The organism is Bacteroides sp. AM16-24 (assembly GCF_003471885.1).
Lineage (GTDB): Bacteria > Bacteroidota > Bacteroidia > Bacteroidales > Bacteroidaceae > Bacteroides.
The window spans coordinates 41,128-66,685 of sequence record NZ_QRKI01000004.1; the positions used below are offsets into that span (position 1 = coordinate 41,128).

Here is a 25,558-nt window from a genome sequence, read left to right on the forward strand (position 1 = left end):
ATAATATAAGATATTTCTGTTCGCACACTCCTTGATTTGTCATCTGTCACAATCGTCACACGTCACGGAGGGATTCACCACAGAGGACACAGAGGACCCTCTGTGGTGAACTATGCTTTACGTTGTGTAAAACATAGTTTTGCAAGAAACATCTCTATGTTTTTTTCAGGGCAAGCACATCAAAAGAAATTCTTATTCATAGCCGAAAAGAGGAAAAAGAGTGATAAGGCGGTCAGAAAAGAATAAAATGGCAAAAGCCGTTATTTTCTGCAATAACGCTCTGTCTTCTCAAATAAAACCTTACCTTTGTAATAACCAAAACAAAAGCGAACAAAGCAATGAGCAAATTCATTAATCCTTTTACAGACATAGGGTTTAAGAAAATTTTCGGACAGTCGGTAACAAAAGGCCTGCTGATTGACTTCCTGAACGACCTGCTGAAAGGAGAAAAACAGATAAAGGACATCACATTTCTGGACAAGGAACAAATGCCCATTTACGATGGCGACCGCGGACTGATATACGATATCTACTGCACCACCGAGACCGGTGAAAATATCATAGTGGAGATGCAGAACAAATACCAAGACCGCTTCAAGGAACGCTCCTTGTATTACCTGTCCCAAGCGGTAGTGCGTCAGGGCGAGCGCGGAACGAAATGGCAGTATGAGATAAAAGCCGTATACGGCGTCTTCTTCATGAATTTCTACCTGGGAACGGAGAAGGGACGCTTTCGCAAGGATGTTATATTGGCGGACAAGGAAACGCACGAACTTTTTATAGACAAGATGCGTTTCATCTTTTTAGAGCTCCCTTCCTTCCTGAAGGAAGAGGACGAATGCGAGACTGATTTTGAACGATGGATTTATGTACTTAAGAATATGGAAACGCTAAAACGAATGCCTTTCAAGGCACAGAAATCAGTGTTCGACGAGCTTGAAAAAATCGTCGATATCTCCGCATTGAGCAAGGAGGAGCGCATGAAGTATGATGAAAGCATCAAGATTTATCGCGACAACCTTGCCATTGCCAGCGGACAACGGAAGCTGGGACATAAGGAAGGGTATGAAGAGGGGATAGAGAAAGGGATAGAGAAAAGAAACCATGAGATAGCCCTGAACCTGAAATCTATCGGATTGAGTCCTGAGCAAATCATGCAAGCCACCGGGTTGTCCTTGGCGGAAATAAATGATTTATAAAAAAAGTGATAAGGCGGTAAAGTAGCTGCGCTATAAAGAATGATAAGGTGATAAGATGATAATATGGTAAGATGATAAGATGATAAGATGATAAGATGATAGTATGGTAAGATGATAAAGTGGTAAGATGATAAAGTGGCTGCGCTATATATCACAGAATGTTATCCCACTACCACCTTATCACCTTACCATCTTACCATCTTACCACCTTATCACCTTATCACCTTACCACCTTACCACATTTTATCCATATCCCAGCAAAAGGGAACCGGCCCAGCGACTTCCTTAACAGATTTTCACACCTTATCCCCCACCCTTTTTTGACAACCGGATGTGAGTGGCGTATCTTTGCATTGTTCTCAGAAACAAAAACAAATTAATCACTAAAACACTAAAAGAAACATGGCAACAACTATCGGAACTTTAAAGTATCGCATGGCTCAGGTGAAGAACCCGCAGAAGCCCTCCGAGGCACAGAAGTGGTACGCACGCGCCGTACAGGACCGTACGGTAGCATTCGAAGACTTCGTCACCCACATGGCCGAGCACAACTCGCCCTACTCGCGAGGCGTCATCCACGGCGTACTCATCGACATGCTCGCCTGCCTGCAGGAATTGGTGCTGGACGGAAAGTCGGTACGCCTGGGCGAACTGGGTCTGTTCTCCCTGGGCATTTCGGGACGGGGCACGGAGAAACGCGAGGACTGGAACACCGCACTCGTGGACAGCGTTCACCTGAATGTACGCAACACCAAGACGTGGAGCAATCAGGAATTGCGCAAGAAGTGCCGCCTATCGGAACTGGCAGGATACGAGGCTACTAAATCGGGCGGAGGAAGCTCAAGCGGCGGAGATGGCGGCATAGAAGAAAATCCTTTGGGATAAAACTTGATAAGAAAGGAAGAAGAGAAAACACAACTTCAAAACACGAATCTCATTATGGAAACTAACAAGAAACTGAATGTATGGAAATTGGTGATACAGGCACTCGTCACCATACTCACCGCCATCGGCACTACGCTGGGCGTCACGAGTTGCATGGCGTGTCTGTAAAAGGAAGATGGTCGGGATTAAGTTCCGGCCATCTTTTTTTCGTTTTTCCCGGCATCCTGTTCAAGTGTACGGAACTCAGTCTTTCAACTCCTCCGGCACACGAAGTTGCCAGAACGCTACCGCCGCCGCGGCCGCCACATTGAGCGAATCAATCCCGTGCGACATCGGAATACGGACTACGTAGTCGGCTTCGGCAATCGTTTCGTGCGGAAGCCCGTCGCCTTCGGTGCCCATCACGATGGCCAGTCGGGGTTCGGTGGCTAAGACGGGGTTATCAATAGAGATGGAATCGTCCGTGAGCGCCATGGCGGCGGTGCGGAAGCCGTAGCGCGACAAAGTGGTGAGAGGGCCATCCAGCCAAGTCCACGGCACAAAGAAAACCGAACCCATGGACACCCGCACCGCACGGCGGTTCAAAGGGTCGCAAGAGTTACGTGTCAGCAATACGGCATCCATCCCCAGTGCCGCCGCCGAGCGGAAGATGGCGCCAATGTTGGTGGAATCTACCACGCCGTCGATGACTACGATGCGCCGGGCACCCCGGCAGATTTCTTCCACGCTCCGAAGCACGGGGCGGCGCATGGCACAGAGCACGCCGCGCGTCAGAACGTAGCCGGTGAGCGTGGCAAGCAGTTCCCTGTCGCCCGTATAGACGGGCACGTTGCCGCAACGCCTGATTATATCGGCCGCATCACCGGTGATGTGTTTCTGCTCGCACAAGAGGGCCAGAGGTTCATATCCGGCATTCAAAGCTACGTTGATAACCTTCGGGCTTTCGGCTATAAAGAGTCCCTTGTCGGGCTCAAGGCGGTTGCGCAACTGGGCTTCGGTGAGGGTGCTGAACACTTCTACTCCGGGATGCGTCAAAGAGGATATTTCAATAATAGACATTCTTTTTAAATTTCAAATATTAACTATTAAATATTAATTACCATGCGGCATAATAGCTGAGCCTGTAAGACTTAAATGCCCCCACACCGCACGGCAATTAATATTTAATAATTAACAATTAATAATTATCTTTCCCACTCCCTCCAGCTTGTTTTCAAAGATGCGGTAGGCCTCTTCTATTTCATTCAACGGGAATCGGTGCGTGATGAGCGGGGTGGTATCAATCTTTCCCTCTTCAATGAGGCGAAGGATTTCGGCACAATCGCAACCATCCACTCCGCCGGTCTTGAATGTCAGGTTCTTTCCGTACATGTCGGGCAGGGGAAATATCTGAGGACGGTCGTAAAGGGCCACGATAGTAACAATGGCATTGGGGCGGGCGCACTCCCATGCCAGACGAAAAGTATCTTCGGTTCCGGCCACTTCCAGCACCACGTCCGCTCCGCCGTGGTCGCTATTTCTACGGACAAACTCTCGGCAATCTTCCGGGGCGGTCACCAGCACGTGCGGATAGTGTTGGCGGACAAAACGAATCCGTTCAGGGGATTTTTCGCAGATAATCAAGCGTTTGGGGTGTTTCAAGAGGGCGCAGAGCAAGGTGCAGATTCCCGTAGGCCCGGCGCCGATGATGAGCACCGTGTCTTCTTCGGTAATCTCCGAGATACGGGTAGCCCAAAAGCCCGTGGCAAGCACATCGCCTACAAACAAGGCCTGTTCGTCGCTCACCGTGTCCGGTATGCGGTTCAGGCCTTGGTTGGCATAGGGCACGCGCACGTATTCCGCCTGACCGCCGTCGATGCAGCATCCCAATGCCCAACCGCCGTGGGGGTCGGTGCAATTGTTCACATAGCCGTGCCGGCAAAAGAAGCACTTGCCGCAGAAGGTTTCCACGTTCACCGTGACCCTGTCGCCGGGGCGGACGGAGGTGACGTCGGGGCCTACTTGCTCTACAATGCCCACCATTTCGTGGCCAACCGTTGTTCCGGGCACGGCGCGAGGCACGCTACCGTGCTTGATGTGCAGGTCGCTGGTGCAGATGCTACCGAGCGTCACGCGGACGATGGCGTCTCCGGCGTCTTCGAGCCGGGGAACCGGCTTCTCTAATAGTCCGAACTTTCCGTGTTCGAAATAGGTATATGCTAACATAGTTTTATCAATATTTTTCCTTCCTTTCAAACTCCCCTTCTTCCGTATAATATTTCCATGTCCCCTTAGGTTGGTTTTTGGAATACTTGCCGCGGAGTTTCAATTTACCATTCTCATAATATTCGCGATAGCGCCCGTGACGCTTCCCTTCCTTCACTTCCGCTTCACTCTTCAACGCGCCCTCCGGATAGAATTCCCTCAGGACATTGCCTTCAAACTTCTCGACGTAGAAACGCTCCAGTTCGCTCATCATTTCCTTCTCGGTATCAGCTTCTTCATTCAGTATGGAGTCTTCCCCCGTTGCTTCATCTTCTTCGTCGGCATCAACCGCCGTAACCGCTTGGGGGGTGTACGGACTATAATCCATCACATATCGCAGGGAGGCCGACCGGCCCTCTCCCGTAATCTGCATGGTCCAATAAGGAAACGAATACAAAATCTCCTTATCAGCCTGCATTTGCTTCCAAGTGAGCGCATTCACCATCGGCTTCAACTGAGAGTAAAACTTCTGCACATCCGTATACAAGAAAACCGTGGAACTTGAATTCAAATACGAAAACGCTTTCTTAAATCCCGGATTGTCCTTCAACAAATTCTTCTGCTCATAATCTTCCACAAACGAGAGCAGGGATGAAGCCTTATTGCTAAACACCACATAATCGTCCACATACGTATAGTATGGCTTCTCGAATTTATCAAACAATCCGCCGAAGAACAAACGGAAGAAGCCTTTCATCTCTACATAATTGATATCGAAGCCTTTATAATCAACCGTTTTAATCCGGAGCGGGGTGCGGCGCCTGATTTTCTTTTCAATAAACTCCATGTTTTCACGGGCATCTTTCATGTTCTTAGCCCCAATAGCCAGGATAAGTTCGGGGTCATGCCCCAGCAAGCCCGGCTCGGATTGCGTGATGGCAAACTCTCCCGACATCCAACTCAGGAAATTCTCTTCCAGAGATATGCCGAACAGCCCTTCAATCTTCTTCCGTGAGCTTTCATAAGAATCATACAATTGCTTGTCATGGAGGGAAAGTGCATTTTCCAGTTCTTTCATAAAAGTCACCGGATTACTAAAGCCGATATTGGTGTAAAGGGCGGTTCGTGCGGAGAGAATTTCGTGCGCTTTCATTTTATGTTTACCCGAATTTAACAAAGCCGCCACATACGGGTCGGCGGTGTCCTTGCACAAGGTGTAGCCTTTCACCTCCATCCGGTGTCTATCTATGTCAAAATAAAGTCCGGCAAAATTCATCGACTTGCTGAACATATCCACATATTCGTTCGGGGTGCCCAGATAAATAGTCATGAACTGGGGCAGATATTCATAGTTGACAAATACCTGGACAAGTCCTTTGCCGGAAACCAACTTCCGGGCTTCCATAAAAGAATGGTCGAGCCCTATTTTAGGCGTATTGCGCGAATTGATGGCAGACTCCACCAACCAAGAGGTATAGGAACCTATAAAGTGATTGTCCACAAAGGCACAATAAAAAATATCCTGCGTATCGGGATTATGCATCTCAAGGATATTTATGCCACTATGCATGCGGTTCGTCACCTGATTGCCAGCCATCACCAGCACCGTTTCAAGCTGGCTTTTCAATAAATCCAACTTGGAGGCTTTCTGCATATCCAGCACAATCAGGAAATCCCAGTCGGTGGCACGCACCTTATGGATTGAAATCAGCATATCCCGCTTGCCAACCAGCGACAATAACATTTTATTACTACGGACCACCTCGTCAAGCGTCTCGACGTTCTTTGCAACCTCTTCAAAGGCTTTCGCATTCTTCAAGCATTGCCACGTGGCGCTCCTGCTGAACTTTCCCCAATCATCAATCGGAGCCGACGATTGAATGATGAATGCCGCATCTTCGGGCACCAGGTAGATTTGCTGAATGTTGCGGTCGGGCAAGATGAACACACAAAACATGGAGTACACAAAGTAGACCGCCAGGGCCAAGCCAGCCCCTACGAAAGTTCTTTTTACTATTTTCCCGGTGCTTTTCTTCTTCCCGGGTTCAGGTGGTAGCTCCTGAAATTGTTCTTGTTGCCCATTGACTAATTCGTCCATCCCTATCCTTTTTTCAATATGCTATTCACCACGCGCACCGAAGATACCAGTTTAGCCGTCGAAGTGAACACATCTACATTCCAGACGTGTGAGGAACGGCCTTTATGCACGATAGTCGCCACCGCTCTTACCGTGTCTCCTTCGTGAGCCGAAGAAATATGGTTTCCACTGACTTGCATGCCGACCACTATTTCGTCCGGCTTGCAAAGTATCATCGAGCCCAGTCCGGCAACCGTCTCCGCCAGTGCCAGGCTGGCTCCTCCGTGCAGAATGCCGAAAGGTTGGCGGGTGCGTTCGTCCACGGGCATGGTGGCCTCTACCCTGTCTTCGGAAGCGTAAGTATATTGTATGCCCAGATTTCCCATCAGAGCATGACGTGCACGCTGGTTGAGTTGTTCCAGGGGTACGTCGGCGGGGCGGATTTCGGCAAGGATGGCCTTTTCTACCGCCTCCGCCACTCCGTCTTCGTCATTGGATGCGGTAATCCGGTCGGCACAAACCTTTACAGAATCTTGTGCGTTTCCCATGGCAATGCCCAGCCCGGCAGATTGTATCATGGAGACATCGCAAACTCCGTCGCCAATGGCGATGACTTCTTCCGAACTGACACCCAGTTTCTCAAGCAAAGCGCCCAGAGTATTGGATTTATCAATGGAACAGGGCACCACTTCGAGGAAATAGGGTTCCGAACGAAACACGTCGAGCGCTCCGTTCAATCTCCGGCGCCAGTGGTTTTCCAAGCCCACCAGCGCTTCTTCGTCATCGCTGACCAGCATGCACTTGCATGGGGCAAAGTCCACCGCTATCGAGAACTCCGTTTCCGTCACAATCTTCAGTCCATTCAGTTCTGCTTCGCGGCGTATGTGCTCATTTTCGGGTGTATCGGTGATAAGGGTGTCTTCGTGATAAGTAAAGATGGCAAATCCGTTTTTGCGGGATTTCTTTTCAAGATAAGGCAACATTTCGGGGTTTATCCGGCGTTCAAACAGGAGTTCGCCGTTTTGGGCATTGATAATCTGCCCGCCGTTATAGGAGAGGATGAAGCCTCCGTAATTGCCCAATTCCAGAGTTTTGGCAATAGGCATAAGGCCATACGTCGGTCTGCCGGAAGCCAGCACGATACGCACGCCCATCTGTTGCACCTTCAACAAGGCGGCCAACGTGCGCTTACTGATTTTCTTTTCACTATCGAGCAGGGTTCCGTCCACATCAAGAACTAATAATTTGTATTTCATGACTTACCGGTTTTGAGTTAATGAAACAAAGTATCTTACTTTCTACAAAGGTAAAATTAATTAAGTGAAATGGAAAAGGTTGAGGGTGAAAAGTCGTAAATCGGATGATAAACGCAACATCTACCATGAATATAGAAATATTAAGAAGCCGCATTTCAGCAAACAAAATTTTATCCATACCTTTACAGAGTTCTAATGCACATATACATACTAAATAGGATTTTGATATGAAGAAACTGATTAGCATGCATTTTATAGGAATATTGGAATTAGCCATATTGTGTAGCGGATGTAGCACCAACCGCATGGCGGCGGGTGACCCGGGCGCCGTATTGGCGGGAGCCGCCATCGGAGGCAATGTAGGAGGCGCCATCGGCGGGCTGATAGGCGAGAACAACCGAGGATGGAGAGGAGGTTACCGTGGTTCTGCCATCGGCACTATTGTGGGAACCATTGCCGGAGCCGCCATTGCCAATGCCGCCACCGCCCCCAAACAAACGGAAGAATACAGCTACCGGGTAGAGAGAACCCAGCCCACCTATAATTCCCGACCGGAAGCGCGCCCCTCCGCCATCAACAACCTGAAGATACGCAATATACGTTTCATCGACGATAGCCGCGACCACGTAATCAATGCGGGTGAGAATTGCAAAGTCGTCTTCGAAATTATGAACGAGGGAAACAGGACCGCCTTCAACGTGGTGCCGGTAGTGGCGGAAGTCACGGGCATGAAGCACATCTATATCTCGCCATCCGTCATGATAGAACAAATCGCTCCCCGCGAAGGCGTGAAATACACCGCCAACATCAGCGCCGGAGAACGGATAAAGACGGGAGAAGTCATCTTCCGCATTGCCGTAGCCGACGAGAACGGAGAGGAATATGACTGGCAAGAGTTTTCATTGCCCACCCAACGATGAACAATCTCTAATTAAAACAATAAAATCATGGCCGACAACTATTTAGAAAAGCAATACGAAGCATACGAAGCAAGAAAAGCCGCTTGGGAAAAAGAACGCAAATACGGGAAGAAGCCCTCCCCTGCCAAGCGCCCGAAAACGGAGGAAAAGTCAAAAGGGAGTGAAGAAACACCCCCTATCATATCCCATCCGGAAAGTACTATTTAAACCCCGGAGGCGGCAAATGCATTCCCGCCATTGTCAATCCATTTTCCTTGGCATACCGGAGGAAGTGTTTACGTGACTTCACCGCCGCATCCTTATCCATATCATACGCAGCACAGATTTCGGGATGTTCCAATTGAAGAGCGGCCCCGTGAATCAAATCGGCTATCACCAATAGCTTGCCTGCCTGGTATACCGTATGGCCGGGAGTGTGCCCTTCCGCATTCATGGTAACCACATTCCCCGGCAAGGTTTCACCAAATTCAAACAGGTGTAAACGGTCCTTATAAGCGTTCATGGTCTTCACCACTTGCGCATTCCTCTCGGAAGACATTTTGAGCCAGGCATCATACTCCACTTTCGATGCATACACCTCGGCATTAGGGAAGACAATGCTATCTCCCTTCATCATTCCTCCGATGTGGTCACCGTGGAAGTGGGTGAGATACAGATACTTGATATCAGCGGGGGTTACTCCCAAAGAGGCCAACCCCGACAATAAACGGCTATCCGGCGCTCCCATTCCCGTATCAAACAAAATCCGGACACCATCCGTTTCTACCAGAAAAGTGCTCATGGACGAAGGTATCCCATCCGCCAACTTCAAGCTATCTATCAGCTCATCACTGGCATCGGCGAAAAGCGTCCTCTCCATAAGACGCTCTTTTGCATTATCCTGTATCCAGGTGACCTTCACTCCATCCAGTTGTAAGGTTTTCAAACCGTCACATGCCATAGTTGTACTATCCATACTTACTTCCTCATTAGTTTGTTTCTTTGCACCGCCGCCACAACCTACCAGCAACAATGCAACTGATGCAACAACCCAATATTTCCATGTTTTGTTCTTCATTGGTCTACTAATTTTTTAGTTCATGAATAATAGTTTTGATTATGCCGACTCGGCACAAGGATGCGTAAACCAGAAACGGCTACCGACGCCTACCTCAGACTCAAGCCCGATAGTGCCGCCAAGATGCTCGATAATACTCCGGCAGATGGATAATCCCAGACCGGTGCCTTTGGAAAAAGTATTAAGTTTCACAAAGCGGTCGAACACCTGCCCCACCGCATCCGGAGCAATACCGATGCCCGTATCTGTTACGGAGAATTCTATCTCATTGGTATCCTCCTTAAAGTGATACTCAAGAGTGATTTGCCCTTCGCTCGTAAACTTAAGGGCGTTATTGATAAAGTTGGTGACAACCTGCATCAAACGCTTCTTATCTGTATAAATACGATAATCGGGCAAATTAGAAGCCAGCAATACGGGCACGGGTTTATCTTCCTTGATTTCATAACCGCGAAGTATGTCTTCACAAAAGTCTTTGATGTTCAGATACCCCATATTGAAGTCAAGCGTCCCCGCCTCTATCTTCGACAAATCCAGAATATCGGATATCAATTGCAAGAGCAGCTCTGTGTTCTCCTGCATGATTTCAATATACCCCTGACGTTCTTTCTTGTCATCTTCCTCAACGAGCATACTTGCAAAACCGACAATCGCATTCAACGGAGTACGGATTTCATGACTCATATTGGCCAAGAAAGCCGACTTCAGGCGGTCCAGATTCTCCGCCTTCTCCTTGGCTATCCTTAATTCTTCTTCTATCTTTTTCTGATGGTCGATGTCGACACTGGTGATGACGTGCGCCATTTGTCCGTCTATCCAGGGGAATGCGGCACTGAACACGCGAAACCAGCATTTGTCGAACGGGCGTTGATAGTCCCAGGAGTAAACCCTGGTGGGCTGGCCATTTTCATCAATCAAGTGCCTTTTAGGGCAGAACTCACACTCGCCCGTTTTATCGGTGTAGAGCGCTTGCCAGCATTTCTTCCCTTCGAAATGCCTGATGCCGCCATACGGGGCGGCCATAGACGCATTGGCATATAGCATGTCATGAGAATCGAAAGAGTTCACATAAATGTCCACTCCCATATTGTTCATAATGCTACCCAGCGTGTTGCTTGCCCGCACTTCTCTTTCCTTATATTCCCTGACCGCTATCTCCTTGGAGAGCGAGCCCAGTATCAGATGAATCATCTGGAGCTCGTCTTCCGCGAAAGGTATCGAGGTTTCTTCCCTATCCGCAAACCCAATAAATCCGATAATCTTGCCTTCGGAATCTTCGAATTGCCTGATTAGCAAAGAATCCACTCCATAAAAATCCAGAATATCAATATCAGACAAAGAAATATTCTCACCCTTACTGGCATAGAAAGGTCTCTTTTTAGCCTCTATACGACCAGAATGTTGTGTAGTCATCTCTCCCATTTCAAAACGAGACCTCAGGGTGCCACCTTCATTTCCGATGGTTTCCTTCAAAAAGAAATAGCGGAAGCCATCCGTTTGATAAACAAACCCTTTCTTGAATCCATAGTAATTACAAATGTCTATCAACGACTTCGTGATTTTCCTTTCAATAGATTCATGGCCATTCAACCGTTCTAAAAACTGAAGTAGAAATACACTTAAACTTTCCTTGCTTTTGGTCATATAATCTTTAGTTCCTTAAGTTTAGACTACTCGGAACGAATTCTCGTTTTTTCCTCCAAGCATTCAAGCCGCTAATATACAAACTTTTAAAGACAATAGAGCACTTTTTACCAAGTTTTTAAATATTAAATATTTTCCTTTTCACACAAAGCAAGATAAAGGGAAGCCTATTTTATTTTACAAATACTTCAAAAGCATCTACAACTTTCAATCATAGTTTTCGTAGCGCGAACGCAACTTTGCCGGACTTTTAGGTGACGGCTCCGGCTTCCCTGAACCCGACTTCTTTTGCCCGGATTGCTGGACAGGTCGAGGTCTTTCGGGACGGTTATTATTCCGCTTGGGCTTTTCGGCAGATACCACCGCCTTTTGAGTGCTTCCGGTTGGTTCGACCGGTCTCTTTCTGTCCTCCCGCCTCCTATTGTTCTGAGGTCTTCCTCCCTGAGTGCGGCTTTGCGATTTGGGTGCAATGTTTTGGGTAGAAGAAGTAGTAGGAGAAGCGGCAGGCTCTCCCAAAGAAGGCAAATTGTGCTTTTGTTGCACCAGCTTTATACCCGTAAGTTTCTCTATCTCACGTAACATGGGGGCTTCTTCGCTTGAGCAAAAAGCAATGGCACGTCCTTCGCAACCCGCACGTCCCGTACGTCCGATACGGTGCACGTAGGTCTCCGGAACATCAGGTAAATCAAAATTGAGAACCAGGTCCAGACCTTTTATATCGATGCCCCGGGCAGCAATATCCGTAGCAATAATCACATTAGAGCGCCCTTCCTTAAAGTTGCTCAACGCACGTTGGCGGGCATTCTGTGACTTGTCTCCATGTATGCTTTCGCAAGCAATGCCACGACGAGACAGGTAGCGGGCAATGTTATCCGCTCCATGCTTGGTACGGGAGAAAACCAGCACCTGATGGCCTGCCTCTCCGAGCAACAATTGAGCCAATAATTCTTTCTTCTGAGGTTTCTCTACCCGGTAGACGGACTGGCTGATAATCTCCACAACACTGGATGCCGGAGTTACTTCCACACGCGCCGGATTGTGCAACAAACTCTTGGCAAGACGGTCGATACTATCGGGCATGGTGGCCGAGAAGAAAAGGGTTTGCTTCTTGGGCGGGAGCTTGGGCAAGAGGCGTTTGACGTCATGGATAAATCCCATGTCGAGCATACGGTCGGCCTCATCAAGAACGAAGTGGCGAACATCGTCGAGGCGGATAAAGCCTTGCGACATCAGGTCGAGCAAACGTCCGGGAGTAGCCGTCAGGATGTCCGTCCCGGCACGAAGTTCATCGGTTTGCGACTTTTGTTTCACTCCGCCGAAGATAACCGTGTGGCGCAAGGTCGTATAGCGTGTATAGTCCGCCAACGATTCATCAATCTGAATCGCCAACTCCCGGGTTGGGGTCAGGATAAGCGCACGGATGCTACGCGGGGCACCTTTGCGTTGGGGCATAGGAGCGGCAAGCAATTGCTCGATGATGGGTACGGCGAAAGCGGCGGTTTTGCCGGTTCCGGTTTGCGCCAGTCCCAACAAATCACGCCCAGTCAGGGCTTCGGGTATAGCTTGTTCTTGGATAAGTGTAGGAGTAGAATAGTTTTTTTCGAGGAGCGCACGGCACACCGGCTCCGAAATATTCATCTGTTTAAATGTCATCATTTCTTTTTATTACGGCACAAAGGTACGATTTTACAGGGAATTATCACTATATTTGCATGAAAAAGGAATCATGAGAGTACATCACATCGCCATCTGGACCTTCCGCCTGGAGGAATTAAGGAACTTCTATATCCGCTATTTTAGCGGAAAAAGCAACGAAAAATACATCAATCCCAAGAAGGGTTTCGAATCATACTTCATCTACTTTGATGAAGGTCCGTCATTAGAATTAATGAGCCGCACGGACGTGCAAAACACTCTGATAGAAGAAAACAGGTTAGGTCTCACCCACTTCGCCCTTGCCTTTCAAAGCAAAGAAGATGTACTCAAGACTACTGAACAACTCCGGGCAGACGGTTATACCATAGCCGGAGAACCGCGCACTTCAGGCGATGGTTATTTCGAAAGCGTCATTCTTGATCCTGACGGAAACCGCGTAGAATGTGTCTATCGGAAAGAAGAAACTTCGGAAGAACCCGACGCCCCAATTGAAACGGAACGGTTGCTACTACGCCCCTTCGTGGAGAACGATACAGAGGCCCTCTTTGCCTGTTGCCGAAACCCCAACATAGGGAACAATGCGGGTTGGCAACCTCACGCAAGCCTGGAGGAATCACGGGAAGTACTTCGTTCCGTATTCTTATCCCAGAAAGGGGTATGGGCCATTACCCTGAAAGACAACGGGCAATTGATTGGCTCCATCGGCATCATCGCCGACCCCAGACGCGAAAACCCGCAAGTACGTATGCTGGGATATTGGCTCGACGAGGCTCAATGGGGAAAAGGCTATATGACGGAGGCGGTAAAAGCGGTACTAAACTACGGTTTCGGCACGCTAAAACTAAGTCTTATCACCGCTAACTGTTACCCCCATAACGAGCGCTCTCAACAAGTATTGAAACGCCAGGGCTTTGTGCATGAGGGTACGCTTCATCAGGCCGAAGTGACTTATGACGGACATGTATATGACCATCAATGCTATTACCTGACAAATCCGAAACATCAAAAATGAGTATCTTTGCGCCATTATGTTGCACCGTTTCAAGACTTCCATAGCAAATATTCCACTTCCGGAAAGGTTTACTTATCCTTTCTGCTACACTCCCCATCCATTATGCGTGATGGCGGCGGAAGAGGTGCAACACTATCTCAACCGGCAACATGAATGGAAAGAAGAGCTAAGTTGGGGGAAGATGTTCGGAGTGCTGGTGGTGCAGACCGGAAATGGGGAGGTTGGTTACCTGGCGGCGTTTTCGGGCATATTGGCGGGGAAGAACCAACACTCCTACTTCGTTCCGCCCGTATATGACTTGTTGCAACCGCAAGGTTTCTTCAAAGTCGAAGAGGAAAACATCTCCGCCATCAACCGGCGCATCAAGCAATTGGAAGAGGACGAGGAATACACTTCTTTATTGTCCGAGCTCACCCGGACCCACCAACAAGCCCGGGAAGCACTGAACATAGCCAAACAACAATTAAAAGAAGCGAAAGAGAAAAGAGAATTGCGTAGAAAGGAAGCCGGACTCACTACCGAAGAAGAAGCCCGCCTGATACGCGAAAGCCAATTTCAAAAAGCGGAATACAAACGGCTGGAACGTTCCTGGAAAGAAAAGATAGCCGCTTTGCAAGTGGAAATCAATAACCGGGAAGAGCTAATTCAAGAGTTGAAGGTGGAACGCAAAAGCCGTTCTGCCGCCCTGCAACAACAATTATTCGGGCAATTCAGAATGTTGAACTACCGGAAGGAGGTGAAAACCTTGTGTGATATATTCAGCCAAACCGTGCACAAAACTCCTCCCGCCGGTGCCGGAGAATGTGCCGCCCCTAAATTATTGCAACAAGCCTATCTGCATGGCTGGAAGCCCATTGCTATGGCAGAGTTCTGGTGGGGCAACTCTCCCAAAGCCGAAATCCGCCATCATGGTTATTATTATCCCGCTTGTAAAGGTAAGTGCGAGCCTATCTTGCAACACATGCTTCAAGGGTTGGAAGTAGAAGAAAATCCTATGCTACAACTTCCGGAACAGGGCTACGGGAAATTAAAAATAGTCTATGAGGACAAATGGTTATTGGTAGTCAACAAGCCTTCCGGAATGCTCTCCGTGCCCGGTAAGGGTGAAAAGGAGTCCGTATATAGTCTGGCAAGGCAACTCTATCCGGAAGCCGACGGGCCGATGATTGTGCACCGGCTGGACATGGCTACATCGGGACTTTTAATCGTTGCCAAGAATAAAAAGGTGCATCAACACCTGCAAGCCCAGTTCAAGAATCACACCATCCGAAAGATGTATATAGCCCTGCTCGACGGCATCATTCCCCAAGACGAGGGAACCATCGAGCTTCCCATTTGCCCGGATCCGCTGGATCGTCCCCGGCAGGTGGTAGACATGGAGTATGGCAAACCCGCCATCACTCATTATCAGGTTCTTGAGCGGAGGGACAAATGCACACGCATAGCTTTTCATCCGCATACAGGGCGCACTCATCAGCTCCGTGTACATGCCGCACATCCGTCAGGTCTGCATTGTCCTATCATAGGCGACGAGCTTTACGGAAGAAAGGATAAACGCCTCTACCTGCATGCCGAGTCCATCGAATTTACCCATCCCGCCGACGGACGGATCATCCGTATCACGGAAAAGGCTGACTTCTGATGATTGCTTCTTCTCTTTTTCTCCTTCCACAAGAGAGAGTCAAAAAGCCTATATAAACTGACAAATAGCTTAGGAATTGAACCTTTTCATTCCCATCATATCCGGATTTTATTCCCTATTTTTGCAAACGGATAAATCTATCCGATCAAGCACTATTAACCAACTAATGATTAAAACCATGAAATTCGTAACTTTAGCATGTAGTTTACTTTTCTGCCTGTCCTCTTTCGCACAAGAGAATTTCCCTGACGGAACTCCTATTCCCGACTGGTTCAGACAAAACGAAATCGTAAGTATTGAAACACTGGGTGACAAGTACAAGATTACAGATTATAGCGTTGTAAATGATAGCACCCTGATTCAAACAGAAAAGATTCAAGCCGTCATCGACCAGGCTTCGTCCAAAGGCGGTGGCGTAGTCATCATTCCGAAAGGTACTTACCTGAGTGGTGCGCTTTTCTTCAAACCGAAAACCCATCTTTATCTGGAAGAAGGAGCCGTACTGAAAGGTAGCGATGATATCAGCAACTTCCCTATAATCAATACCCGCATAGAGGGGCAATCACTCAAATACTTTGCCGCACTGGTTAATGCCGACAAAGTAGATGGTTTCACCATTTCCGGTAAGGGAACCATCAACGGTAACGGTCTGCGCTATTGGAAATCTTTCTGGTTGCGCCGTTCCGTTATTCCGAAATGCACGAATATGGATGAGTTGCGTCCGCGCCTAGTACACATTTCCAATAGCAATGATGTACAGATTTCAGGAGTACGTCTCATCAATTCTCCGTTCTGGACAACGCATATTTATAAATGTAATAATGTGAAATTGCTGAATTTATACATCTTCTCTCCGGCAGCTCCGGTCAAGGCTCCCAGCACGGACGCTATTGATATTGATGTATGTAGCAATGTATTGGTTAAGAATTGCTATCTCTCGGTTAACGATGATGCCATTGCTCTGAAAGGCGGAAAAGGCCCGTGGGCTGATAAGGATTCCAACAACGGAAGTAACACTAACATTATTATAGAAGATTGTACGTATGGTTTCTGTCATAGTGCACTGACTTGTGGTAGCGAATCTATTCATAATCGTAATATTATCCTCCGCCGTTGCACAATCAATCAGGCAAGCCGCTTGCTATGGTTGAAAATGCGTGCCGACACTCCTCAGAATTACGAGTATATCCTCGTTGAAGACATCAAAGGAAATGCCAAGAGTTTCCTCTACGTCAAGCCGTGGACACAATTCTTTGACCTCAAGGACCGGAAGGATGTTCCGATGTCCTACTCAGACCACGTGACGATGCGTAATATTGACTTCGATTGTGATGTATTCTTCAACGTAAGTGCATCCGAACAATACAAATTGTCAAATTTCAAGTTCGAGAATCTGAATATCAAGGCGAAGAATGGAGATTGCGATAAGTCGGTGATCTCATCGTTTGAATGGGATAATGTGAAGGTGAATCAATAAAGGATACGCGGACGACGCGGAATAAACGGACGAACACGGATTTTAGTTCATAATGAAAAATCCGTGTTCGTCCGTTTATTCCGCGTCGTCCGCGTATCTATATTATTCTACACGCTATTCAAAGCTACGCAACAACTTTATTTCTTCCGCCCAGAGCGTTTCATCCGGTGTTTCCAGAATGACAGGCATGTTGTCGAAACGTTCGTCTTTCATAAAACGCTTGAAGAAATCAATTCCTAACAAGCCTTTCCCGATGCTATCATGGCGGTCTACATGGCTACCCAACGCTTTCTTCGTATCATTCAAGTGAATGCCCCGCAAATAATTGAAGCCAACTACCTCGTCGAACTCACGGAATACTTTATCATATTCCCCTACTATATTATAACCTGCCGAATAGGTGTGGCAAGTATCCAGGCATACCCCTACACGTGATTTATCTTCTACCCGGTCGATGATATGCTTCAATTGCCAAAACTCATTACCTACATTGCTACCCTGCCCTGCCGTATTTTCAATAACGGCCGTTACCCCTTTCGTTTTGCTCAATGTAATGTTAATGGACTCGGCAACCTTATCCAGACATTCCTCCACCGAAATCTTATTGAGATGGCTTCCCGGATGGAAGTTCAGGAGTTGCAAGCCTAATTGCTCACAACGTTGCATCTCATCCAGAAATGCGGCACGGCTTTTCTCCAATCCTTCTTCTTCCGGATGCCCCAGATTAATCAGATAACTATCATGGGGCAGGATATAGCGGGCATCAAAAGAGAATTTCTCACAATTGCCCTTGAACTCGCGGATGCTTTCCTCCGTCAACGGTTTGGCCACCCATTGCCGTTGATTCTTTGTGAACAAGGCGAATGCATTCGCACCTATCTCATGGGCATTAACGGGAGCTATTTCTACTCCACCACTTGCACTCACGTGCGCTCCAATATATTTTTTCATATCTGTTCTTTATATGATGATTAAAAACGGAAGCAAGATAGAGAAAAATCCGAAGATGGCAAAATCAATTTAGAGTGCACACGTCCCTTCTCCGGCATAATCCTTTCCTGTCTTTCCATTATATTCGGGATGTCTTTCCAGCCAAACCACGGCATAAGAGCAGGTTGCCACCGGCACCAATCCATTGGCTAAAGCATAGTCATAGGCCGCCTTTACCAAAGCAGAGGCAATGCCTCTCCCGCTGATTTCATCGGGAACAATCGTATGGCGCACATCCAGCGCACCATCAGTGACATGATACATCAGACGGGCAGTTTCCCCATCCACCGTTGTCTGAAAAACTTTTTTCTCGGGATAATGTTCTATATTCATAATCTGTTTCTTTTATTGGGTGAATAAATTAAATAACAAGACTCTCTATATTAAATAACAGATTTCAGTAACTTTGTATCGAACACTTCTAAAAAAAATCTTATGGACAATCATCTTCTCTCTCACGCCATCGCCCTCGCTACCGAGGCTCATAAAGGACAAAAAGATAAATACGGACAGGAATATCTGCACCACCCCATCCGTGTCATGAATATGGGACGTGACCTGAAAGAAAGGATTGTCGGCATCCTCCACGATGTAGTGGAAGGCACGGAATGGACGTGCGAAGACCTGAAGAAAGAAGGTTTCCCGGATGAAATCATCGAAGCCGTGCGGTGCGTCACCAAGCTATCCGATGAAGAAGACTACGAGGAATACATCGGAAGATGCGCCACCAATCCCCTTGCGATTGCCGTTAAAATTCACGACCTGACGGATAATATGGACGTCCGCCGTATGCCCTGCATAGGGGAAAAAGAAATCAGCAGATTGAAGAAATACCTGAAAGCCTATCACCGCCTGATGCCTTTCTATATGAATCATTGATAATATATGCGTTCGTTTTTCATGAAATAGTTACCTTTGCGGCATGAAACAGGAACTAAAGGAAAACCAGGGAATACCGTCGTCCTTGCTTTGGACACTCGCCATCATTTCAGGAGTAACGGTGGCTAATATATACTACAATCAACCCTTACTGAACCGCATCAGCCGTGATCTGAACATCAGCGAGTTCACCGCCAATCTGATAGCCATGTTCTCGCAGATAGGCTATGCGCTCGGATTGCTTTTCATCATTCCGTTGGGCGACTTATACCGCCGGAGAAACATCATCCTCGTAAATATCTCCGTGCTGGTGGTCTCCCTGCTCACCATTGCCCTGGCTCCCAACATCCACCTGATACTTTTTGCCTCCCTGCTGACAGGTGCATGTTCCGTCATTCCGCAAGTGTTCATGCCTCTTGCGGCGCAATACTCCACCCCCGAAACCAAAGGGAAGAATGTGGGCATCATCCTTTCGGGATTGCTGACCGGTATTCTGGCTTCGCGCGTAGTGAGCGGTATCGTAGGCGAATACATGGGTTGGCGTTTCATCTACTTCGTTGCCGCCGGACTGATGATTGTCTGCCTCATCGTCATCATCAGGATACTTCCGGACCTCCCTTCCAACTTCCAGGGGACATACTTCGGCTTGATGAAATCCCTGTTCTCCTTAGTCAGGAAATACCCCCAACTACGCATCGTTTCGCTACGTGCAGGTTTTTCATTCGGTTCCTTCCTTGCCATGTGGAGTTGTCTGGCCTTCAAGATGGAGCAAGCACCTTTCTTTGCGGGAAACAATATCATAGGTATGTTAGGCCTTTGCGGCATAGCCGGAGCACTGACGGCATCGTCCATCGGCAGATATATACATATTCTCGGAGTGAAACGGCTTACTTACATAGGTTGTACGCTGATTATCAGTGCATGGATCACCCTGTATGTGGGGCAATACAGCTATGTAGGCATCATAGCCGGTATATTATTGATAGATATAGGGATGCAATGCATTCAGCTTAGCAACCAGACAAGTGCATTCGCCCTTTGTCCGCAAGCCTCCAACCGCATCAATACGATTTTTATGACTACTTACTTCATCGGAGGTTCCACGGGAACTTTCCTTGCCGGAACTTCGTGGCAATATTTCGGCTGGACGGGAGTGATAGGGACAGGTATTTTGCTGACGAGTTGCTCGTTGGTTATCAATATCTTTGCTAAGAAATAGATTCTTTCAAGATTTCCCAGCCACATGCCTTGAGGTCGACGCATCCGTTTTTTCTGAAAGCGACACCTTCCTTTTCCAATAGTTCGCGTTGTTCCGTCCAGCAAGGCGCCAGTCTTCCCTGGCTGTTTACCACCCGGTGGCAAGGGAGATTCCGCTCTTCGGAAGCATTGTGCATAGCCTGTCCCACCATGCGCGAACACTGGGGGCGGCCTACAAGGTAGGCGATTTGCCCGTACGTCAGTACGCGCCCCGAAGGGATGGAGGCGACTACGCTATACACTTCATTTCGGAATGATACCTGATCCATAACGGCTGATTAAATAACTTCTTCGCACACCCGCATTTCCATACCTTTATATACAACCACAATCTTGTGCAACTGGGTGTTGCCGATGGCACGCTTCACCGTATCTGTATCGGCGTAGCGGTTGGCTTGGGTGATGGCTTCCTGACGGAGTTTTTCCACAAGGGTTTCGGGGTCTTTGTACTTGGCATATTTCAGTTCCACGATGTAGCTGTGTGTCATGTCGGAGTAGATGTCCAGCATCGGGCAGAGGAAGATGTCTACATAGCCCGCTTGCGTGTCTTGCTCGGAGATGGGGCGGTAGAAGCGGTTCTGCGCGGTCATGGCAAGGGTGAAGCCGTGAACAAAGAACTCGCCCTTCTGCTTGTCGCGTTGCGAGGCATACGTCTTCAGGCAGTCGGCAATGTAGCCGAAGTAGGCTTGCCAGTCCCCATCATAAGCGAGTTGGCTTGCCAGTTCACTCTTTTCATAGCTGCTGAAACTGAGGTCAGCTTCGTTGTAAGTATTCAGTAGATAAGTATAGAGTTGTTCCTGAACCACCAGGTTGGGGATGGTCAGTTTGGTTTTTCCTCTATGCATTCCGCTGATGGTGAGCATGCCGAAATAGTAGAGCAGGCTCACGAAGTTGTCGGGGTTGGTGATGCTGGAGGCGGGGAAGCCACTCTTCAGTTCACCGGTGATATAGCTCTGACTCACCAGCGTCTGAATAACGGAAGCATCGTGGGCAAACTCCTTGTCCTTGCGAATGAGCATGCGCAGTTTCTCGTAGTCGATGCGAATGTTATCTTCCACCATATTTTGTGGTGCCTTGCCACGCATTATATAATTTTTGACGAAGTAGAGCACCATGTTTGAATTATACATCGTGGTTTCACCGTAACACTCCTGTGCGAAGCAATAGTTGTCATACCACGGCTTCATGATTTCTATCAACTCGTCAACGGTGTGATTGAAGGGGCTGGTGGTTGAATAGTAGGTCAGCATTTCCCGCACTTCCTCTTCCGTGAATCCCATCATCTGGTTGAACTCCGGCGTGAGGGAATAGTTGGTACCGATGTTGAATCCACTGGTGAGGTCGTCCATCGTCACGGGGCTTACACCGGTGATGAAGCAACGCTTGATGCTGGAGTAAGTTCCCGCTTTCACTTTGTTGAAGAAAGCACGCAAGTAACCTTCGCCATGCGTTTCGTTGGTATAGCGGTGCAGGCTTTCGGGGTCGGCGAGGATGGCGTTGGTGAAGTGGTCGTACTCGTCGATGAAGAGATACATATCCCGCCCGGCACGCTCACACTCATGATAAAGGAAGTCGAACTGGTTGACAGCTCCTTCTATTGCGTCCAACTTTTCTTTGATGCCTTGCGGCAGAAGGTCGGCATACACCTCACAGAAGAAGTCGAAACAGATTTGGCAATGCGCATCCAGTCCTTTGCGGTAATTGTTCAACTCGCCGGTGATGCCGGAGAAGTTGAGGTATAGCACCAGATAGCTGTTGCGGTCCGGTGTGGGATGCTGCCCGATGTAGAGGTCACCAAAGAGTGCCTCAAACTGGTCGCGGGTGCGCACGTCGTAGTAGTGTTGCAGTAGGTTCAGCGTCAAGCTCTTGCCGAAGCGGCGGGGGCGGATGAAGAAGAAGAAGCGGTCCGCCTCCTCTATCATGGGGATGAAGCGGGTTTTATCCACATAATAATAATTGTCGAGGCGAATATCCGCGAAGTTCATCATGCCGTAAGGGAGACGTTTTCTGCCGGGTACTATGTATTTCATTGGGTCCATTTTCTGTCCTCCTGCTATTTTAAAAAGTAATCCAATTTTCTATTTGAATATTCTCTATCCTATTAAGATGCTTCACATTTTCCGTGACCATAATACAATCAATAGCTACTGCTGTAGAGCCTATTAGGAGGTCTAAATCATCGATAAGGCTTCCTTTTTTCCTTAAAGTTGCTTTTTGGTGAGCATATTCTGATAAAGCCACTCCTACAGGAATGATTTCAATATCAGCACAAAATGAAAGTACTTCTTTTTTGTTCTCTTCAATCTCACTGCTACATTCAGCACCATATAAAAGTTCGGCAACAGTCATCTCCGAAATACAACAATTATCCCACCCAACTCTTTGAAGTTGCTCGCGCATGCCTTTTTTCCCTCTTAGGATATAGACACAAATATTGCTATCAAGCAAATACTTTGACGATTTATTCATTTTAATCAAAATTCAGGGGAGCCTTAATACTATTCCGTCCTGCATAAATGTCCTTTATGATATCCTCGGCACTTCTTTCATCCTTCCATTTACCGAGATGCTTTTCTATCATCTCATCAGTCCTGTCTTTGCGGGCATCTTTACCGGCAATAACAGAAGCGGTCAACCGGGTGGCTAATCGCAATTTTATATCATCATTCAGTGACTTTAGCATTTCCCAATAGGTTTCGGTCAGCTTTAATGTATTGTCCATAACGCTCTGTTTTTTAATGTAACAAAGATACAGGTTTATCCCCAATATACAACAAACCCGATATAAAATAGTTATTCATGCCAATCAGTAGTTGAAATTCATATTAACCTGGTTAATTGCAGTTTGTTTTGGTTACCTTTGCGACCGCAATATCAATCACTAAAAAAATGATAACAAGAACAATGAGTCCTTTCGCACTTAGAAGGGAGATGCAAAACGATATATTTGAAAATATAGTTCCTTATCTCAAAAGAAATTATGATTCTAAAATACGCAGGGCGATTATTAAAAGCCTTCATTTGCCGATGATATTTAATCCGATTCACTATTTCAGTAAGACAACAAATAACGATTGGTTCATATTCTATTATGCAATAACCAAAAAGCTGGCCGAGGATGCCGCATGTATCGCTATATCCCAGGTGCAAACCGAAGAAGGAACTTATGTTTACGAATATATTGTTGCACGCGAGCATAACATTTATATTTTTCCTCCTCATTTTTTCTCCCGCTATCATTCAAGGTTTTTAAAAGGGGCAGCGATTGGCAAACAAGAGCTTATTAACCAATATATAAAAAATAGTTATATAGGCATTATTTTTATCTCAGAAACAGGACGGGAAAAATGTGCATTAAGCTTTCAAGACGGATATGCAATCGGAGACATTATTAGTCGGAAAGAACGTATTTTTATGTTCAAGACGTTTATCTCTAAAGATTTACTGAGAAAAGATCAAAAGTTTGCGAAGGCATACGACCAACTTCAGGAACAAAATCTAATGAATTACATTATGAGCTTAGAGAACCCTAATGAATTTTTGCTTAACAAATACAGCTCTTACCTGAACTCAAAGCTATAAATGCAAATTGGCACATTAATCACATTAGCACATTTGGTTCATACCTGCGTAAAAATGAATCAAACAAATAATCGCTTCCCGACACGTTGGAAACAGAAATTATGCTTACCTTTGTACGTAAGCAGAAAAAAACAGAAGTTATGGTACAGAAAGACAGATATATACGATTTGACTGGGCGGTGAAGCGTTTGCTACGCAACAAAGCCAACTTCGGCGTGCTCGAAGGTTTCCTCACCGTGTTGCTGGGCGAGCCTATCCGCATCGTCGAGATACTGGAAAGCGAGGGCAACCAGCAACGTGAAAACGACAAATTCAACCGTGTGGACATCAAGGCGCGCAACAGTAAGGATGAAATCATCATCGTCGAGGTGCAGAACACCCGCGAGATATACTATCTGGAGCGCATCCTCTTCGGCGTTGCCAAGGCCATCACGGAGCATATTGAGCTGGGAGAACTTTACTCTCAAGTGAAGAAAGTGTACTCCATCAGCATTCTCTATTTCGACATCGGCAAGGGCAACGATTACTTGTACCACGGTCAGAACTCCTTTGTGGGCGTGCATACGGGCGATTTTCTGGAGGTCACCACCAAGGAGAAGGACGCCATCGTGCGCAAACTTCCTGCCGAAATCTTCCCCGAATACTTCCTGATTCGAGTGAATGAGTTCAACAAGGTGGCCGTCACCCCGCTTGAGGAGTGGATAGAATATCTGAAGACCGGCATCATCCGCCCCGATACGAAAGCTCCCGGGCTGGAAGAAGCACGCCGCAAACTGATTTATTACAATATGGACAGGGCGGAACAACTGGCGTATGACGAACATATCAATGCCGTAATGATTCAGAATGATGTGCTGAGTACGGCGGCAGAGGAAGGTAGAGAGGAAGGAAGACAAGAAGGCAGACAAGAAGGCAGACAGGAAGGACTTGCAGAAGGGCTTGAGCAAGGAAAGCAGGAGAAAAACATAGAGAATGCCCGTACGATGAAAGCCTTGAATATCTCCTCCGAAGTCATCCACCAGGTGACGGGTTTAGCCATCAAAGATATAGAAGAATTATAAATAGCAAGATATTATTCATTTTCGTCTCGCCCGATTTTCGTTTTTTGAGAAGCAGGCGGGACGTTCTGTTTTCCAGCGTAGTTTTTTTACAAATGCCCCCTGAATGCCAACCCCCGATTCCCATTATTCTTAAACCTGTGTTCATAAAATAAGTCCGGTGACCGCTCCGGACTTTTTCTCATCCCAGCGGATTTTCTTCAATCCCGCCATCGCCGCCATGCGACGGGTCCTGGTCTTCGGTGGTGGCTGAAAGTTCAATCCATTCCAGTTGTTCGCTGTCCACCAGGGCGCGGGTGTAGGCGCCGCTGCTGAGGCGGGTGCGTTCGGGGACGAACTCCACGCGGACGGCTTTCACCTGCTTTTCGAAGTCGAAGTCCTTGAGGTCCTTCACGCCGGTGGTGTCGAGCACGTAGCGGAAGTAGCCCAGCCCTTTGATGTGGACGCTCTTGCCCTGGCTCATGCGGATGTGCATCACGCCTGCAATGTCGCCCAGCACGGCTTGAACGTCGGAGTTACTCACTGTGGAGATTTTTGCCAGGTCCTTGGCAATGGTCTCCGTTTCCACGGGTTTGCCCTGCACTATCGCGCGGGGGTAGTAAACCGCTTGTTTCTGATTAAGCATCTTTTTCCAAAATGGCATAATTCTGATTGTTTTAAGTGTTAATAAATGAATAAAAAAAATGAGCCGGAACCCGTTTTCCCGTGTCGCCGACTCGACGCGCTCTTGTCGCCGACTCGGGGCGGTCATGTCGCTGACTCGGGAATGCCTTGTCGGAGACA

Annotated in this window: 26 protein-coding genes; 12 read left to right on the plus strand and 14 right to left on the minus strand. The window is 47.5% G+C overall.

Translation table 11 applies throughout. From position 1 onward, the window contains the following. The first annotated feature begins 338 nt into the window (after positions 1–338). The 3 genes from DW182_RS06385 (at position 339) to DW182_RS22115 (ending at position 2,252) form a co-directional block, all read left to right on the plus strand. Positions 339–1,199 (plus strand): Rpn family recombination-promoting nuclease/putative transposase, encoded by an 861-nt coding sequence (locus tag DW182_RS06385; protein WP_118295017.1) that lies wholly within the window; start codon positions 339–341, stop codon positions 1,197–1,199. A gap of 435 nt (positions 1,200–1,634) precedes the next feature. After that, complete coding sequence (locus tag DW182_RS06390) at positions 1,635–2,084, plus strand: DNA-binding protein (protein WP_233564104.1); 450 nt, start codon at positions 1,635–1,637, stop codon at positions 2,082–2,084. A gap of 54 nt (positions 2,085–2,138) precedes the next feature. Further along, on the plus strand, positions 2,139–2,252 hold the full coding sequence (locus DW182_RS22115; RefSeq protein WP_158580790.1) for a smalltalk protein: 114 nt from the start codon (positions 2,139–2,141) through the stop codon (positions 2,250–2,252). Between the two features lie 75 nt (positions 2,253–2,327). On the opposite strand, the gene DW182_RS06395 is transcribed toward DW182_RS22115, so the two are convergent. The 4 genes from DW182_RS06395 to DW182_RS06410 form a co-directional block, all read right to left on the minus strand. Continuing rightward, positions 2,328–3,143: an RNA methyltransferase gene (locus tag DW182_RS06395; RefSeq protein ID WP_118295018.1), complete on the minus strand. Its 816-nt coding sequence runs from the start codon at positions 3,141–3,143 to the stop codon at positions 2,328–2,330. Between the two features lie 111 nt (positions 3,144–3,254). Then, positions 3,255–4,289 (minus strand): alcohol dehydrogenase, encoded by a 1,035-nt coding sequence (locus DW182_RS06400; protein ID WP_118295158.1) that lies wholly within the window; start codon positions 4,287–4,289, stop codon positions 3,255–3,257. Positions 4,290–4,296: 7 nt separating this feature from the next. Next, a complete protein-coding gene (locus DW182_RS06405) occupies positions 4,297–6,366 on the minus strand; it encodes a toxin-antitoxin system YwqK family antitoxin (protein ID WP_118295019.1) in 2,070 nt (689 codons plus the stop codon). 2 nt (positions 6,367–6,368) lie between these two features. Continuing rightward, the gene (locus tag DW182_RS06410; RefSeq protein WP_009128791.1) at positions 6,369–7,601 is read right to left on the minus strand and encodes a Cof-type HAD-IIB family hydrolase; all 1,233 of its coding nucleotides are present in this window, start codon (positions 7,599–7,601) and stop codon (positions 6,369–6,371) included. A 227-nt stretch (positions 7,602–7,828) separates the two neighbouring features. Here DW182_RS06410 and DW182_RS06415 point away from each other — a divergent pair, with 227 nt between their 5' ends. Further along, on the plus strand, positions 7,829–8,521 hold the full coding sequence (locus tag DW182_RS06415) for a glycine zipper family protein (protein WP_118295020.1): 693 nt from the start codon (positions 7,829–7,831) through the stop codon (positions 8,519–8,521). Between the two features lie 27 nt (positions 8,522–8,548). Then, positions 8,549–8,728, plus strand: a complete 180-nt coding sequence (locus DW182_RS06420; RefSeq protein WP_117706544.1) for a hypothetical protein — start codon at positions 8,549–8,551, stop codon at positions 8,726–8,728. On the opposite strand, the gene DW182_RS06425 is transcribed toward DW182_RS06420, so the two are convergent. The 3 genes from DW182_RS06425 to DW182_RS06435 all read right to left on the minus strand — a co-directional run bounded on the left by DW182_RS06425 (position 8,721) and on the right by DW182_RS06435 (position 12,875). Further along, a complete protein-coding gene (locus DW182_RS06425; RefSeq protein WP_118295021.1) occupies positions 8,721–9,578 on the minus strand; it encodes an MBL fold metallo-hydrolase in 858 nt (285 codons plus the stop codon). The genes DW182_RS06420 and DW182_RS06425 overlap by 8 nt on opposite strands. Before the next feature lie 39 nt (positions 9,579–9,617). Then, positions 9,618–11,222, minus strand: coding sequence for a HAMP domain-containing sensor histidine kinase (locus DW182_RS06430; RefSeq protein WP_118295022.1), 1,605 nt, complete (start codon positions 11,220–11,222; stop codon positions 9,618–9,620). Positions 11,223–11,429: 207 nt separating this feature from the next. Beyond that, positions 11,430–12,875, minus strand: a complete 1,446-nt coding sequence (locus DW182_RS06435; RefSeq protein WP_118295159.1) for a DEAD/DEAH box helicase — start codon at positions 12,873–12,875, stop codon at positions 11,430–11,432. A gap of 73 nt (positions 12,876–12,948) precedes the next feature. On the opposite strand from DW182_RS06435, the gene DW182_RS06440 reads away from it, so the two are divergent. The 3 genes from DW182_RS06440 (at position 12,949) to DW182_RS06450 (ending at position 17,009) form a co-directional block, all read left to right on the plus strand. Beyond that, the gene (locus DW182_RS06440; RefSeq protein WP_118295023.1) at positions 12,949–13,890 is read left to right on the plus strand and encodes a GNAT family N-acetyltransferase; all 942 of its coding nucleotides are present in this window, start codon (positions 12,949–12,951) and stop codon (positions 13,888–13,890) included. 16 nt (positions 13,891–13,906) lie between these two features. Continuing rightward, on the plus strand, positions 13,907–15,532 hold the full coding sequence (locus DW182_RS06445; RefSeq protein WP_118295024.1) for an RluA family pseudouridine synthase: 1,626 nt from the start codon (positions 13,907–13,909) through the stop codon (positions 15,530–15,532). Between the two features lie 178 nt (positions 15,533–15,710). After that, complete coding sequence (locus tag DW182_RS06450; protein ID WP_118295160.1) at positions 15,711–17,009, plus strand: glycoside hydrolase family 28 protein; 1,299 nt, start codon at positions 15,711–15,713, stop codon at positions 17,007–17,009. A 114-nt stretch (positions 17,010–17,123) separates the two neighbouring features. On the opposite strand, the gene nfo is transcribed toward DW182_RS06450, so the two are convergent. Together nfo and DW182_RS06460 are read right to left on the minus strand one after the other, a co-directional pair. After that, a complete protein-coding gene (gene nfo, locus DW182_RS06455; RefSeq protein ID WP_118295025.1) occupies positions 17,124–17,960 on the minus strand; it encodes a deoxyribonuclease IV in 837 nt (278 codons plus the stop codon). Positions 17,961–18,029: 69 nt separating this feature from the next. Next, on the minus strand, positions 18,030–18,332 hold the full coding sequence (locus DW182_RS06460) for a GNAT family N-acetyltransferase (protein ID WP_021967813.1): 303 nt from the start codon (positions 18,330–18,332) through the stop codon (positions 18,030–18,032). A 102-nt stretch (positions 18,333–18,434) separates the two neighbouring features. Here DW182_RS06460 and DW182_RS06465 point away from each other — a divergent pair, with 102 nt between their 5' ends. After that, on the plus strand, positions 18,435–18,878 hold the full coding sequence (locus tag DW182_RS06465; protein WP_118295026.1) for an HD domain-containing protein: 444 nt from the start codon (positions 18,435–18,437) through the stop codon (positions 18,876–18,878). Positions 18,879–18,921: 43 nt separating this feature from the next. Beyond that, positions 18,922–20,097 carry an MFS transporter gene (locus tag DW182_RS06470; protein WP_044532388.1) on the plus strand — a complete coding sequence of 392 codons (1,176 nt, stop codon included), beginning with the start codon at positions 18,922–18,924 and terminating at the stop codon, positions 20,095–20,097. Here the strand turns inward: DW182_RS06470 and DW182_RS06475 are convergent. The 4 genes from DW182_RS06475 to DW182_RS06490 are packed head-to-tail and all read right to left on the minus strand — an operon-like array spanning position 20,087 to position 22,857. Continuing rightward, positions 20,087–20,404: an MGMT family protein gene (locus DW182_RS06475; RefSeq protein ID WP_007665990.1), complete on the minus strand. Its 318-nt coding sequence runs from the start codon at positions 20,402–20,404 to the stop codon at positions 20,087–20,089. The two genes, DW182_RS06470 and DW182_RS06475, sit on opposite strands and share 11 nt — an antisense overlap. Before the next feature lie 9 nt (positions 20,405–20,413). Continuing rightward, positions 20,414–22,174: an AAA family ATPase gene (locus DW182_RS06480; RefSeq protein WP_118295027.1), complete on the minus strand. Its 1,761-nt coding sequence runs from the start codon at positions 22,172–22,174 to the stop codon at positions 20,414–20,416. A 19-nt stretch (positions 22,175–22,193) separates the two neighbouring features. Then, positions 22,194–22,604: a type II toxin-antitoxin system VapC family toxin gene (locus DW182_RS06485; protein WP_117987380.1), complete on the minus strand. Its 411-nt coding sequence runs from the start codon at positions 22,602–22,604 to the stop codon at positions 22,194–22,196. Position 22,605: 1 nt separating this feature from the next. Then, positions 22,606–22,857: a hypothetical protein gene (locus tag DW182_RS06490; protein WP_118295028.1), complete on the minus strand. Its 252-nt coding sequence runs from the start codon at positions 22,855–22,857 to the stop codon at positions 22,606–22,608. A gap of 167 nt (positions 22,858–23,024) precedes the next feature. Between DW182_RS06490 and DW182_RS06495 the strand changes: the two genes are divergently transcribed. Beyond that, entirely contained in the window at positions 23,025–23,717 is a 693-nt protein-coding gene (locus DW182_RS06495; protein WP_233564092.1) for a hypothetical protein, read from the plus strand. A gap of 140 nt (positions 23,718–23,857) precedes the next feature. Continuing rightward, on the plus strand, positions 23,858–24,778 hold the full coding sequence (locus tag DW182_RS06500) for an Rpn family recombination-promoting nuclease/putative transposase (RefSeq protein ID WP_199678555.1): 921 nt from the start codon (positions 23,858–23,860) through the stop codon (positions 24,776–24,778). A gap of 178 nt (positions 24,779–24,956) precedes the next feature. On the opposite strand, the gene DW182_RS06505 is transcribed toward DW182_RS06500, so the two are convergent. Beyond that, a complete protein-coding gene (locus tag DW182_RS06505) occupies positions 24,957–25,418 on the minus strand; it encodes an HU family DNA-binding protein (protein WP_118295031.1) in 462 nt (153 codons plus the stop codon). Positions 25,419–25,558: the final 140 nt, after the last annotated feature.

Coding starts and splice junctions, on each gene's coding strand:
- DW182_RS06490 (WP_118295028.1), bottom strand. CDS start 22,857: ATGGACAATACATTAAAGCTGACCGAAACCTATTGGGAAATGCTAAAG.
- DW182_RS06445 (WP_118295024.1), top strand. CDS start 13,907: ATGTTGCACCGTTTCAAGACTTCCATAGCAAATATTCCACTTCCGGAA.
- DW182_RS06385 (WP_118295017.1), top strand. CDS start 339: ATGAGCAAATTCATTAATCCTTTTACAGACATAGGGTTTAAGAAAATT.
- DW182_RS06425 (WP_118295021.1), bottom strand. CDS start 9,578: ATGAAGAACAAAACATGGAAATATTGGGTTGTTGCATCAGTTGCATTG.
- DW182_RS06465 (WP_118295026.1), top strand. CDS start 18,435: ATGGACAATCATCTTCTCTCTCACGCCATCGCCCTCGCTACCGAGGCT.
- DW182_RS06440 (WP_118295023.1), top strand. CDS start 12,949: ATGAGAGTACATCACATCGCCATCTGGACCTTCCGCCTGGAGGAATTA.
- nfo (WP_118295025.1), bottom strand. CDS start 17,960: ATGAAAAAATATATTGGAGCGCACGTGAGTGCAAGTGGTGGAGTAGAA.
- DW182_RS06500 (WP_199678555.1), top strand. CDS start 23,858: ATGGTACAGAAAGACAGATATATACGATTTGACTGGGCGGTGAAGCGT.
- DW182_RS06470 (WP_044532388.1), top strand. CDS start 18,922: ATGAAACAGGAACTAAAGGAAAACCAGGGAATACCGTCGTCCTTGCTT.
- DW182_RS06505 (WP_118295031.1), bottom strand. CDS start 25,418: ATGCCATTTTGGAAAAAGATGCTTAATCAGAAACAAGCGGTTTACTAC.
- DW182_RS06495 (WP_233564092.1), top strand. CDS start 23,025: ATGATAACAAGAACAATGAGTCCTTTCGCACTTAGAAGGGAGATGCAA.
- DW182_RS06415 (WP_118295020.1), top strand. CDS start 7,829: ATGAAGAAACTGATTAGCATGCATTTTATAGGAATATTGGAATTAGCC.
- DW182_RS06420 (WP_117706544.1), top strand. CDS start 8,549: ATGGCCGACAACTATTTAGAAAAGCAATACGAAGCATACGAAGCAAGA.
- DW182_RS06400 (WP_118295158.1), bottom strand. CDS start 4,289: ATGTTAGCATATACCTATTTCGAACACGGAAAGTTCGGACTATTAGAG.
- DW182_RS06395 (WP_118295018.1), bottom strand. CDS start 3,143: ATGTCTATTATTGAAATATCCTCTTTGACGCATCCCGGAGTAGAAGTG.
- DW182_RS06405 (WP_118295019.1), bottom strand. CDS start 6,366: ATGGACGAATTAGTCAATGGGCAACAAGAACAATTTCAGGAGCTACCA.
- DW182_RS06480 (WP_118295027.1), bottom strand. CDS start 22,174: ATGGACCCAATGAAATACATAGTACCCGGCAGAAAACGTCTCCCTTAC.
- DW182_RS06475 (WP_007665990.1), bottom strand. CDS start 20,404: ATGGATCAGGTATCATTCCGAAATGAAGTGTATAGCGTAGTCGCCTCC.
- DW182_RS06390 (WP_233564104.1), top strand. CDS start 1,635: ATGGCTCAGGTGAAGAACCCGCAGAAGCCCTCCGAGGCACAGAAGTGG.
- DW182_RS06460 (WP_021967813.1), bottom strand. CDS start 18,332: ATGAATATAGAACATTATCCCGAGAAAAAAGTTTTTCAGACAACGGTG.
- DW182_RS06435 (WP_118295159.1), bottom strand. CDS start 12,875: ATGACATTTAAACAGATGAATATTTCGGAGCCGGTGTGCCGTGCGCTC.
- DW182_RS06410 (WP_009128791.1), bottom strand. CDS start 7,601: ATGAAATACAAATTATTAGTTCTTGATGTGGACGGAACCCTGCTCGAT.
- DW182_RS06450 (WP_118295160.1), top strand. CDS start 15,711: ATGAAATTCGTAACTTTAGCATGTAGTTTACTTTTCTGCCTGTCCTCT.
- DW182_RS06485 (WP_117987380.1), bottom strand. CDS start 22,604: ATGAATAAATCGTCAAAGTATTTGCTTGATAGCAATATTTGTGTCTAT.
- DW182_RS06430 (WP_118295022.1), bottom strand. CDS start 11,222: ATGACCAAAAGCAAGGAAAGTTTAAGTGTATTTCTACTTCAGTTTTTA.
- DW182_RS22115 (WP_158580790.1), top strand. CDS start 2,139: ATGGAAACTAACAAGAAACTGAATGTATGGAAATTGGTGATACAGGCA.